This is a genomic window from Nocardioides lianchengensis (assembly GCF_900101465.1).
Taxonomy (GTDB): Bacteria; Actinomycetota; Actinomycetes; order Propionibacteriales; family Nocardioidaceae; genus Nocardioides; species Nocardioides lianchengensis.
This window is the reverse complement of sequence record NZ_FMZM01000006.1, coordinates 235842-247719: the sequence shown is the minus strand read 5'-3', so window position 1 is coordinate 247719 and position 11878 is coordinate 235842. Positions and strand designations below refer to the sequence as shown.

Sequence of the window (11878 nt, the reverse complement as noted above, 5' to 3'; positions counted from 1 at the left end):
TATTCCGTCGCCCCCGAGGTCCTCCAGCACTAGCCTCGGGCCAGTGACCCTGTACGCCGCGATCGCCTCCCGGGCGTTCCGCCGCTACAGCACCTACCACGCCGCGACCATGGCCGGCATCTTCACGAACTCGGTCTTCGGCGTGATCTATAGCTACGCCGACGGGTCGAGGCCCACGCCAGTGGCTCTCCTTCCCGTCCGACGCGAGCGCCGCGCCGATCGTCGCGGCCGTCGCGTCGTCGTACGACGTGGCCGACCTGTCGATCCAGGAACCCGACATCGAGGACGTTATCCGGGACCTGTACGCCGGGCGCTGAGCACTCCCGGCGCCCTACCCTTCCAGCATGGGCTACCGGATCCACGGCGCGCGGGTGCGGGACGAGTCGCTGCCGCGCTCCCACCGACTGTCCGCCCTCGGGTCCTGTCTCCAGCACTCCCAGGCCATGGACTATCCCGCTACTTGGACCTACCTCGAGCGGCGTCTCGGCCGCGCCCGACGCGACCCCGGCTTCCCGATCCTCGAGGCGCTGGCCGCGGTCGACGACGAGCGGCGACTCCGGGCCGTCGCGGAGGCGGCGTACGCCGTGCGGAGGCGGGCGCAGAAGGCGACGCCCCGGCGCCAGCTCCGTCTCACCGAGGTGACGCCGTCCTCGCCGCGGCGGTGGTTCGGTGACGAGGTCCGCGCAGCACGGCACGTCCTGGCCACCCGGTCGACCGGGCACGCAGGCCTCGTCACCGGCGTCGACCCGGCGGCGGATGCCGCTGCGGTGGACCTGCTCACGGCGGGCCCGCCCACGGATCCGACTCGGCTCGCGGCGCTCCAGGCGCTGCTGGCCCGCGCGCGGCGTCGCCGGGAGCTACCGACGCTGCTGGTGCTGGAGCAGGTGCACCTGGCGACGTACGGCGGGTTCCCGATGGGTGCCGACTGGGGCTTCACGTCCTCGGGCGGGCTCTGACCTGGGCCCCGGTCGGACGGCGACCCTCGCGCCGGGAGGCACCGGGTCTCGTCGTCGCTGCGCGACCGGCTCGACCACCGGCGACCCCACCGGTGGCGCGGCCTCGACCAGCGGTGGGCGACGACGTCGCTAGACCGCCGCTCAGGTCCAGCGCCGCGAGGCCGAAGGTGAGGCAGGCGTCCGAGCGCGCCGGAGAGGACCACGGATGCCAGCGCACGCCCGCCTGCCCGCGTGGGCGACCCGTTGCGGGTTCCTCGCGGCGTACGTCGCGATGGCGTTCGCGGGACGGGCGACGATCATCGACGGGCAGGCGCTGAGCCTGGTCTGGCCGGCGGCGGGGATCGCGGTGCTGTGGTTCCTGCGCCCCCGGAAGCAGCAGGAGTGGGTGCTGGACGTCGCCCTCCTCGCGCTGGCGACCCTCGCGGTGAACCGGCTCACCGGGGCGACGCTCGAGCTGGCGCTGATCGCCGTCGTCGCCAACGTCGGGCAGGCGGCCGTGGCGGCCCACGTCCTGCGCCGTCGTACGCCGGAGCTGTGGGGCGTCGGCGGTCGCACGACGTTCTCGACGACGGTCGGTCTGAGCGCCTTGCTGACCGCGGCACTCGCCGGCTCCCTGGTGGGGACGAGCGCAGGCTCGCTCGGGCTGGCGCTGTTCACCGACCTGGCCGGCTGGCAGAGCTCGCTGCTGTGGTGGGGTCGCAACCTCACCGGCATCCTGGCGGTCACCTGCCTGGTCCACCTGGTCGCGCACCGGCTGCGATTCGGCCCGGAGCTGACGCCCGCAGCGAGCGTGCGGACCTGGAGTCGGGTGCCCGAGCTCGCGATGCTGGTCGTGCTGTCGCTGGCCGGCTACCTGAGCGCGTTCCTCCAGCACGGCATGCCGATCGCCTTCCCGCTGCTCGGCCTGAGCGCCTGGGTGGGCCTGCGGTTCTCCCCTGTCGTCGCCGTCGCCCACTCCATCGGCTGTGGCACCGTGGCGGTCACCCTCACCCTGCACGACTCCGGCCCGTTCACGGCGGTCGGCAACCTCGAGGTCGAGGCCGCGCTGACCCAGCTCTTCGTCGCCGCCGTCGTCGTGGTCGCGCTCTCGCTGGCCACCATCCGGCAGGAGCGCGAGGTCGCGCTGGCCCGGCTGCGGTGGACCGAGAACGTCTCGACGGCCCGCGCCGAGCTGTGGCGAGCGGTCGCCGAATCGACGGCCGAGGGGCTCGTGGTGGTCTCCGCCGACGGCAGCATCGCGACGGCGAACGACGCCGCCCGCGCCCTGATGTCCCGCTCCCGGACGGGTCCGGTGAGCCGCGTCCAGGACCTGGACCTGCTCGACCTCGACGGGCACCGCCTCGACGCCCGCCACCACCCGCTGCTGAGCGCCGGTGCGGACGAGTCCGTCGGAGCCCACGACCTCGTCGTCGTCAACGCCGACCACACCGCCCGGTTCCTGTCGGCCACGGCGACCGGGCTGGCCAACATCGCGCCGTACGGCGAGGGCCCCGGCGCGGTCCTCCTGCTCCGCGACGTGAGCGAGGAGCGCGAGCGCCGCGACCAGCTCGCCGACTTCGCAAGCGTCGTCGCCCACGACTTGCGCAATCCACTGACCGCGCTCCGCGGCTGGCTCGACATCGGTCGCGACCTCGCCGGCGACGACCCGGTCGACCCGCCGGAGCTCCAGCTGGCCCTGGGCCGGGCGCTCGAGGCCTCGGTCCGGATGGGCGCGCTCATCGACGACCTGCTCGCCGACGCCCGCAGCGAGGGCCAGCAGATCGAGCCCGAGGTGCTCGACCTGCTCCCGCTGGTCCGCGACGCCGCCGCGCTGCACGGCATCGCCGACGAGGTCGTCGCCGCCCACGTGCCGGCGGTGCTCGCCGATCCCGCCATGGTCCGCCAGCTCCTGCACAACCTCGTCGGCAACGCCGTCAAGTACGTCGAGCCGGGCGTGGTCCCGCGCATCGTGGTCGCCGGACACGCCGAGGACGGCCATGTCGTGGTCGACATCTCCGACAACGGCATCGGGGTGCCGGCCGACCAGCGCGAGGCGATCTTCGACAAGTTCCACCGTGCTCACGCTCAACGCGCCGAGTTCTCCGGCACCGGCCTCGGTCTGAGCATCTGCCGCACCATCGTCGCCCGCCACGGCGGGACGATCGCCGTCCTCGACGGCCCGGGCGGCGCTGGGTCGACGTTCCGGATCACGCTGCCGGCGGCCCCGGCCGACGTCCCGGCCGCGATCACCGCCGAGGTCACCGCCGAGGTACGACGCCTGCGGGTCTCGGCCTGACCGACCACCGATGACTCCGACCCCCGGGCCGGGTCAGCACGCCATGACCACCTTCGTGCTGCTCCACGGCTCCGGCGACAGCGGCTGGGCCTGGCACCTGGTTCAGCGGGAGCTCCAGGATCTCGGGCACGACGCGGTCGCGCCGGATCTCCCGACCGACCGGGCGGACGCGACCTGGGCCGACGTGGCGACCGCGGCTGCCCACGCCGCGGGCGGTGCGGAGGACGTCGTGGTCGTCGGTCACTCGGCGGGCGGGTTCGCTGCTCCCCTGGCGGCCGGGCGCCTCGACGCCCGCCTGGTCGTCCACCTGGCCGGCCTGGTGCCGCAGCCGGGCGAGAGTGCCGCGGACTGGTTCGACCACGTCGGGTGGACGGCGGTCACGGACGACGGACCGGCGGCCACCTACTACCACGACGTCGACCCCGCCCTCGCCGCCGAGGCGATGGCCCGCGAGCGCCCGACGAGCGAGCGTCTCGGCACCGAGCCGTGGCCCGGCCCTCCGTGGCCGCCCGAGCGGACCCGATACGTCGTCACCGCCCACGACCGGTTCCTGGCGCCCAACCTCCAGCGCCGGGTCGCCGCCGACCGCCTGGGGATCACCGACCCCGACGAGCTACCCGCCGGCCACTGCGCACCCCTCAGCCGACCGGCCGCGCTCGCCGCGCTGCTCGTCGGTCTAGCAGCGGCCTGATCCCCGTCGAGGCCTGCCGATCGCTCAGGCGTCGGTAGCGAGGGTCCGGCCGAGGACCAGCACGGCCCGGTCGTCGTCGCCGCGGTCGACCTGGCGGACGATGCGCCGGGCCGCCCCGTCGAGACCGCCCGCCATCGCCTTGCGCGCGACCCCGCGCAGCCAGTCGATCCCGGTGTCGAGGTCGGCGTGCCGCGACTCCACCACGCCGTCGGTGTAGAAGAGGAGCGCGTCGCCCGGGCCGAGCAGCCCGGCGCTGAGGTGCAGCTCCGGGTCGGGTGCGATGCCGAGAGCGGTGCCGCGAGCGTTGTCGACCGACCACTCGCGGTCTCCGGCGTCCCAACGCAACGCGGGCGGGTGACCGGCGCTGAAGATGCCGTACTCGCCCGTCGGCAGGTCCACGAGGACGTGCACCGCGGTGGCGAAGGTCTCGTCGGAGTTCTGGCGCAGCAGGAAGTCGTTGGCGGCGGCGAGCAGCTCGCGCGGCGGCAGCGCACCGATCAGGCCGCCCAGGGCACCGGCGAACTGCAGCGCCCGCGGGCTCGCCTTCACCCCGCTGCCGATCACGTCGACCAGCACCATCTCGAGGCGACGACCGTCAGGAGAGAGCTCGGCGACCAGGAAGTCGCCGGCGTACCCGACGCCGTGAGCCGTGCGCATCGCCGACTGCGAGAGCCAGCCGGCGGGCAGCTCGGGCACCGTCGCCTGGGCCTGCTGGAGGTCGCGGAGGTCGGCGAGCATCGCCTCTCCGAGCGCGGCCGGGAGACCGGAGCGCTGCCGACTCGACTGGAACAGGATGATCGCCACCGAGACGGCCAGCGAGACGAGGGCCGAGACCCGGGCACCGTTGAGCGACATCTCGCTGACCAGCAGAGCGGCGACCGCCGCCGCGCTCGCCGTGAGCGTCAGCACCACCAGTGGCCGGAAGCGCAGCAGCACCATCCCGAGCAGGAGCCAGACGAAGTACGTGGTGAGCGGCATGATCTCGTAGTCGGTCACCGAGACGACGAACGAGACCGCCACGCCGACCAGCAGCGCGGCGAGCACCAGGAGCTGGCTCTGCTGGGAGCCCGAGCGCCAGCCGAGGACCCGCTCCTGGGCGTACCTCGAGACCCGGTCCGTGAACGTCCCCCGCTGGCCTCGCACGCGAGCAGACTATTCCGTTGGCCACCGACGTCACGGATCGACGGCGTGCTCCGCCGTTCACTGGAGCGACTCCAGTCCCCGTGTGCCGTTCGGTACGCCGGGTAACGGTCGGAGACCCCGCAGAACCGCGACCAGGAGGCGACCATGACCGACGTACCCCAGCCCACCGACGGCTCCGCCGTCGCGACCGCGCCGACGTCCGAGGCTGCCCTCGGCTCCACGACCGACAACGGGGCGCCGGCGCCCAGCGACCGGAACTCGCTGACCCTCGGCCCGGACGGCCCGCTGCTCCTCCACGACGTCCACTTCGTCAACCAGATGGCCCACTTCAACCGCGAGCGGGTCCCGGAGCGCAACGTGCACGCCAAGGGCTCGGGGGCCTTCGGGGTCTTCGAGACGACCGAGGACGTGTCGGCGTACACGAAGGCCGCGCTGTTCCAGCCCGGTGCCTCGACCGAGATGCTGGCGCGGTTCTCGACCGTCGCCGGCGAGCAGGGCTCCCCCGACACCTGGCGCGACCCGCGCGGCTTCGCGCTGAAGTTCTACACCGACGAGGGCAACTACGACCTGGTCGGCAACAACACCCCGGTCTTCTTCGTCCGCGACACGATGAAGTTCCCCCACTTCATTCGCTCCCAGAAGCGTCGCGGCGGGTCGGGGCTGCGCGACAACAACATGCAGTGGGACTTCTGGAGCCTCAACCCGGAGTCGGCCCACCAGGTCACCTACCTGATGGGCGACCGCGGCATCCCGCGGACCTACCGGCACATGAACGGCTACGGCTCCCACACCTACCTGTGGATCAACGCCGCCGGCGAGAAGCACTGGGTCAAGTACCACTTCCACAGCGACCAGGGCGTCGAGTCCCTGACCGACGAGCAGGCCACCAAGATCGCGGGTGAGGACGCCGACTTCCACCGCCGTGACCTCTACGAGGCGATCGCCCGCGAGGAGTTCCCCTCGTGGACGCTCTCGGTCCAGCTGATGCCGTACGCCGACGCCCGGACCTACCGGATCAACCCGTTCGACCTGACCAAGGTCTGGCCGCACGCCGACTACCCGCTGGTCAAGGTCGGCACGATGACCCTGAACCGCAACCCCGAGAACTTCTTCGCCCAGATCGAGCAGGCCGCCTTCGAGCCGTCGGCCCTGGTCCCGGGGATCGGGTTCTCGCCCGACAAGATGCTCCTCGGCCGGGCCTTCGCCTACTCCGACACCCACCGCTACCGGATCGGGCCGAACTACCTTCAGCTCCCGGTCAACCGCCCCCGCAGTGCGGTGAACACCTACACGCAGGACGGCCCGATGGCCTACGAGCACCGGGCCGACGACCCGGTCTACGCCCCCAACTCCTTCGGCCGCGGCTACGCCGACCAGGTGGGTGAGGTCGAGGACGGCTGGGAGACCGACGGCGCCATGGTCCGGCAGGCCTACACCCTGCGTGCGGACGACGACGACTTCTCCCAGGCCGGCGCCCTGGTCCGCGAGGTGTGGGGCGACGAGCAGCGCGAGCTGTTCGTGAAGACCGTCGCCGGCCACCTGCTCGGCGGGGTCGAGGGCGAGGTCCTCGAGCGGGCCTTCGACTACTGGCGCCGCGTCGACGCGGACTGCGCGAAGCGGATCGAGGAGCTGGTCCGCGCCGACGCCGACCTCGGTGGGCCGGGGGGTCAGGACGACGTCGCGAAGGAGGACGCCGAGGGCGCCTTCCGGGAGTCCGACACGCACGCCGGCTGAGGCCGGCTTGCCGTCGTCCGGGGTTTCGAGACGGGACTTCGTCCCTCCTCAACCACCGCCCCCCGGCGGTTGAGGAGGTCACGCAGCGACCGTCTCGAAACCCACCGAGCCCCGCCACGGCGTCAACCCGGGCCGTCGCTCGGCAAGACGGGTCTCGAGACGGGACTTCGTCCCTCCTCAATCACCGGCAGCGGGGCGGTGCGGCAAGGTCACCCGGAAGGTGCTGCCGACACCGACCTCGCTGTCCAGCGACACCGTCCCGCCGTGGGCGGCCACGATCGAGCTGACGATGTTCAGCCCGAGACCGGTGCCCGGGATGTGCTGGTCGAGGGCGTGGCCGCCGCGGAAGAACCGGGTGAAGACCCGCTCGACGTCGTCGGGCGCGATGCCGATGCCGGTGTCGGTGACGGACAGCTCGACGGTCTCGCCGAGGTCGCGCAGAGTGATCGTGGCCGAGCCGCCCTCGGGGCTGTACTTCACGGCGTTCGAGACCAGGTTGTCGAGCACCTGGCGGATCCGCTGCTCGTCGACGACCGTGACCAGTCGGTCGGGCAGCAGGACCGCGAGATCGACCTGGGCCTTGTCGGCGTCCGGCCGGGCCGCCAGGACGCACTCGCGCACGACCGCGCTCAGGTCGACGGACCGGGCCTGCAGGCGCAGACCGTGCTCGCCGACCTGGGCCACCAGCAGGAGGTCGGTGACCAGCGCTGCCAGCCGGCTGGCGTTGCGCTGCACGACCCGCAGCTGCGCCTCCACGCCCGGTGGGTGCTCCTCGTCGGCCAGCATCTCGAGGTGGCCGAGGACCGAGGTCAGCGGGGTGCGGAGCTCGTGGGACACCGACGACACGAACTCGTCCTGGACCTGAATCGCCCGCATCAGCTCGGTGATCTCCTGGTAGGCCAGGGCCGCCCCCAGCCGCTCGCCACTCGGCCCCCGCACCTGCCGGGCCGAGGTCGAGAACGCCGCCCGGGTCAGCGGGTCCGAGCCCACCCAGTAGGTGTAGCCGTCGAACTCCTCCCCTTGGGCCGCGCGGTACGACGGCATCTCGTCGCGGGTCATCAGCGTCTGCCCGTCGAGGTGATAGACGTGACCGAGCTGGCCGGCCGCTCCGTCGTGGCCGTCGGGGAACGGCAGCCGCATGGTCTCCTCGTGCCGCCGGTTCATCCGCTCGTAGCGGCCCTCGGCGTCGATCAGCAGCAGGCCCACGGTGACCGTCTCGAAGATCGCCTCGAGCGCGTTGCGCTCCTTCTCCAGGGCCGCGTTGGCGGCCTGCAGCCGCTGCTCGAACTCCTGCTGCTCGCTCACGTCGAGGATCTGCGAGATGAAGTAGAGCGGCTCGCCGTCGGGGTCGCGGACGACGGCGACGGACAGGTCTCCCCACACGACGTGGCCGTCGGCGTGCAGGTAGCGCTTGCGCACCCGGTAGTCGTCGATCTCGCCCTCGAGGGCGAGTCCGAACAGCTCGAGGTCGGCGCCCAGGTCCTCGGGGTGGGTCAGCTGCTGGAAGTCGCGCTGGGTGAGCGACTCGACGTCGTACCCGAGCATCTCGGACAGCGCCCGGTTGACCAGGAGCAGGCTGCCGTCGAGGTCGACCAGGGCCATCCCGACCGGGGAGTACTCGAGCGTCAGCCGCCACAGAGCGGAGTTGTCAGGTCCGTCCACCCCGCACCCCCTCGCTCGCTCGGTAGGGAGAACGGTAGGCGACGTCGATCCGTCAGCCCGCCAGCGGCGCCCGCAGGGTGACCCGGACGTCGTGCCGGTCGCCCCCGACATCCACCTGGTAGCCCCCGGCCGCCAGCTCGTCGGCCGTGACCGGGCCGTCGTGGCGCAGCAGCGCGAGGCCCACGCAGGCACCCACGGTCTCGCCCCAGGCCGCACTGGTCACCTGCCCGACCGGCGCGCCGTCGCGCAGCAGCAGCTCGCCGCCCCACAGCATCGGCTCCGGGTCGGCCAGCGCGATCGACACCACCCGGCGCCGGGCTCCCCCGCGGGCCAGTTCGGCTCGATGCGCCTCCAGCGCCGCCCGCCCGAGGAACGGCTTGTCGCCGGCCAGCGCGGTGGCGAAGACCAGGCCGGCCTCGACCGGCGTGAGCACCGGGGTCAGCTCGCGCCCGAAGGCGCGGTAGCCCTTCTCCAGGCGCAGCGACTCGATCGCCGAGTAGCCCCCGTCGACCAGCCCGTACGACGCTCCGGCCGCCGCGATCGCGTCGTACACGTCGGCCGCCTCGGCGACCGGGACCATCAGCTCCCAGCCCAGCTCGCCGACGTAGGTCATCCGGGTCGCGCGGACGGTCGAGCCCGCGAGCCGGACCTCGCGGCTGGTGGCGAACGGGAAGCCCTCCTCCGACAGGTCGGCGGGGGTCAGGCTCTCGAGCAGCTCGCGCGAGCGCGGGCCCATCACCCCGAGCACGGCGTACGCCTCGGTGACGTCGGTGCCCCGGACGCCGACGCCGGCCGCCGTGCTCTGCCGCCGGATCCAGTCGAGGTCGCGGATCGTGGTCGCCGAGCTGGAGACCAGCAGGAACTCCTCCGGGCCGGTCCTGGTCACGGTGAGGTCGGCCTCGTAGCCGCCGCGGACGTTGAGGAACGGCGTGTAGACGCAGCCGCCGACCGCGACGTCGACGTCGGCCGCGCACAGCCACTGCAGCGCAGCGAGGGCCTGCGGGCCGGCGACGACGTACTTGGAGAACGAGGTCTGGTCGAAGATCGCGACCGCCTCCCGGCAGGCCCGCTGCTCGGCGGCCGAGGCGGCCAGCCAGTCCGGCCGGCCCCAGGTGTGGTCGAGCTCGGCGGGGCCGAGGACGAGCGGCCGCTCCCAGCCCATCCGGGTGCCGAACACCGCGCCCTTCGCGGCCAGTCGCTCGTGCAGCGGCGAGACCCGCTGCGGACGGCCCGACTCGAGCTCGCGGTGCGGCCACGGGATCGCGTAGTGCAGGCCCAGCACCTCGGCGACCCGCGAGCGCAGCCAGGCCTTGTCACCGTGGAACGGCGCGAAGCGTCGTACGTCGACGCCGACCAGGTCGTCCTGCGGCTCCCCCGCCACGATCCACTCGGCCAGCGCTCGGCCGGCCCCGCCCGCCGAGGCGATGCCGACCGAGTTGAACCCGGCCCCGACGAAGAAGCCGTCCAGCTCGGGCGCCTCGCCGAGCAGGAACTGGTTGTCGGGCGTGAACGACTCGGGCCCGTTGTAGAACTTGCGGATGCCGGTGTGCTCGAGCGCCGGGATCCGCAGCAGCGCCTCGTCCATCAGGACCGAGAAGTGGTCCCAGTCCTCCGCCAGGAGCTGGAACTCGAACGGGTACGGCAGGTCGTCGGGCGAGCGCCAGGGCTTGGCCTCGGGCTCGAAGCCGCCCACGACCAGGCCGCCGACCTCCTCCTTGAAGTAGGTCCAGCCGTCCGGGTCGCGCATGATCGGCAGGTCCGGATGGGCGCCCTCGATCGCCTCGGTGACCACGTAGAAGTGCTCGGCGGAGTGCAGCGGGACGGTCACGCCGACCAGGTCACCGAGCGCCTTGGCCCACTGACCGGCGCAGTTGACGACCACCTCGGCCTCGACGTCGCCCCGGTCGGTCCGCACCGCGGTGACGCGTCGCCCGGCCGGGGTCTCGGTCACGTCGAAGCCGGTGACCCGGACCTTCTCGACGATCCGCGCGCCGCGCTGCCGGGCTCCCTTCGCGAGCGACTGGGTCAGGTCGGTCGGGTTGACCTTGCCGTCGCCCGGCAGCCACAGCGCGCCCAGCAGGTCGTCGACCCGCATCGGCGCCCACAGCTCCTGCGCCCGCTCCGGGCTCACCAGCTCGCAGGGCAGGTCGTAGGCCGCCGCGTTGGCCGCCGTACGGCGAAGCTGCACCATCCGGTCCTCGGTGCGCGCGACGATGACGCCCCCGACGTTGCGGTAGCCGGTGGCCAGCCCGGTCTCGGCCTCCAGGGAGTCGTAGAGCTCGGCGGAGTACTGAACCAGGCGGGTGCCGCTCTCGGAGGCCCGCAGCGGGCCGACCAGGCCGGCCGCGTGCCAGGTCGTCCCGCCCGAGAGTCGGCCCTGCTCCAGCAGCAGCACGTCGGTCCAGCCCAGCCGGGTCAGGTGGTAGGCGACCGACGTGCCGATCACGCCCCCGCCCACGATCACGACCCGGGCGCGCGACGGGAGGTCAGCCACTGGTGGCCACCGTCTCGAGCAGGCGGGGCAGCCCCGGCGAGCGGAACCGCGCGACCGCCTTCTCGTACCGTTCCAGGCCCCAGCCGAAGAAGTCGAAGTCGACCGGGCTCGCGGTCGCCTGGATGAAGCCCCACAGCGCCCAGCCGTACTCGCTGCACAGCGCCTGGACCTGCACCCGGGCGAGGTCGGCGGGCGTCGGGTCGCCGAAGTAGGCCACCGTCCAGGCCTCCACCTGCTCCGGCGTGAAGTCGCACTCGGTGCTGGTGTTGCCGAGCTCGAAGCAGGCGTCGTTGGTGCCCGAGTACTCGTAGTCGATCAGCCGCACGTTCTCCCCGTCGTCCACGTAGTTCGCTGCCAGCAGGTCGTTGTTGCAGGGCACCCCCGGACGCGGCGCGGCGGCCAGCGCCCGTCGTACGTCGTCCCACGCGGCCGCGTGGTCGTCGTACGACGCGGGGAGCCGGAAGCCATGCTCGCGCACCGTCGAGCGGTACGACGCCTGCCGCTCGAACATGTCGAACCGGCCCGTGAAGGCGGGCCCGGCGTGCAGCCGTCGGCAGGCGTCCGCCGCCCGCTGCAGGACCCCCGGGTCCGCGAAGTCCGCGTCCTCGAGGGTGCGTCCCTCCAGGAAGCTGATCACCAGCATCCCGAGATCGGGCCGGTACTCGACGACCGGCGCCCCCACCCCGGCCGCCGCGGCGGCCACCGTGTTCGCGTGCTCGGCGTCGCGGTCGATGCCGAGCAGTCCCGGGTCGCCCTGGGAGCAGCGCACCACCAGGTCCAGCGGCGGTCCACCGTCGGTGGTGGTGACCCGGACGTTGCGGTTGGTCAGCCCGCCGGGCAGGTCGGACCCGACCCAGGACCGCCCCGCCAGGCAGGCGAGGCGGTCCAGGCCGACGTCACCGGTCGTCCCCGTCACGATTGGG

At 73.0% G+C, this 11878-nt stretch carries 8 protein-coding genes; 4 read left to right on the top strand and 4 right to left on the bottom strand.

Features of this window, described 5'->3' with window-relative positions:
• The first annotated feature begins 344 nt into the window (after positions 1–344).
• The 3 genes from BLT76_RS25715 (at position 345) to BLT76_RS12855 (ending at position 3922) form a co-directional block, all read left to right on the top strand.
• A complete protein-coding gene (locus BLT76_RS25715) occupies positions 345–956 on the top strand; it encodes a hypothetical protein (protein ID WP_170867043.1) in 612 nt (203 codons plus the stop codon).
• 205 nt (positions 957–1161) lie between these two features.
• Positions 1162–3231 (top strand): sensor histidine kinase, encoded by a 2070-nt coding sequence (locus BLT76_RS12860; protein WP_090856333.1) that lies wholly within the window; start codon positions 1162–1164, stop codon positions 3229–3231.
• A 10-nt stretch (positions 3232–3241) separates the two neighbouring features.
• Complete coding sequence (locus BLT76_RS12855) at positions 3242–3922, top strand: alpha/beta hydrolase (protein ID WP_244509388.1); 681 nt, start codon at positions 3242–3244, stop codon at positions 3920–3922.
• 24 nt (positions 3923–3946) lie between these two features.
• Here the strand turns inward: BLT76_RS12855 and BLT76_RS12850 are convergent, their stop codons facing one another.
• The gene (locus BLT76_RS12850) at positions 3947–5065 is read right to left on the bottom strand and encodes a PP2C family protein-serine/threonine phosphatase (protein ID WP_090856327.1); all 1119 of its coding nucleotides are present in this window, start codon (positions 5063–5065) and stop codon (positions 3947–3949) included.
• A 144-nt stretch (positions 5066–5209) separates the two neighbouring features.
• Between BLT76_RS12850 and BLT76_RS12845 the strand changes: the two genes are divergently transcribed.
• The gene (locus BLT76_RS12845) at positions 5210–6799 is read left to right on the top strand and encodes a catalase (RefSeq protein ID WP_090856324.1); all 1590 of its coding nucleotides are present in this window, start codon (positions 5210–5212) and stop codon (positions 6797–6799) included.
• 177 nt (positions 6800–6976) lie between these two features.
• On the opposite strand, the gene BLT76_RS12840 is transcribed toward BLT76_RS12845, so the two are convergent.
• The 3 genes from BLT76_RS12840 to BLT76_RS12830 are packed head-to-tail and all read right to left on the bottom strand — an operon-like array spanning position 6977 to position 11871.
• Positions 6977–8461 (bottom strand): PAS domain-containing sensor histidine kinase, encoded by a 1485-nt coding sequence (locus BLT76_RS12840; protein WP_170867042.1) that lies wholly within the window; start codon positions 8459–8461, stop codon positions 6977–6979.
• 52 nt (positions 8462–8513) lie between these two features.
• The gene (locus BLT76_RS12835) at positions 8514–10955 is read right to left on the bottom strand and encodes a GcvT family protein (RefSeq protein ID WP_090856319.1); all 2442 of its coding nucleotides are present in this window, start codon (positions 10953–10955) and stop codon (positions 8514–8516) included.
• Positions 10948–11871 (bottom strand): phosphotransferase, encoded by a 924-nt coding sequence (locus BLT76_RS12830; RefSeq protein ID WP_170867041.1) that lies wholly within the window; start codon positions 11869–11871, stop codon positions 10948–10950. The genes BLT76_RS12835 and BLT76_RS12830 overlap by 8 nt, the downstream gene beginning before the upstream one ends.
• Between the last annotated feature and the right edge of the window lie 7 nt (positions 11872–11878).

Excerpts from the sequence above, each read along its gene's own strand:
- BLT76_RS25715 (WP_170867043.1), top strand. The coding sequence starts at position 345 with ATGGGCTACCGGATCCACGGCGCGCGGGTGCGGGACGAGTCGCTGCCG.
- BLT76_RS12860 (WP_090856333.1), top strand. The coding sequence starts at position 1,162 with ATGCCAGCGCACGCCCGCCTGCCCGCGTGGGCGACCCGTTGCGGGTTC.
- BLT76_RS12845 (WP_090856324.1), top strand. The coding sequence starts at position 5,210 with ATGACCGACGTACCCCAGCCCACCGACGGCTCCGCCGTCGCGACCGCG.
- BLT76_RS12855 (WP_244509388.1), top strand. The coding sequence starts at position 3,242 with ATGACTCCGACCCCCGGGCCGGGTCAGCACGCCATGACCACCTTCGTG.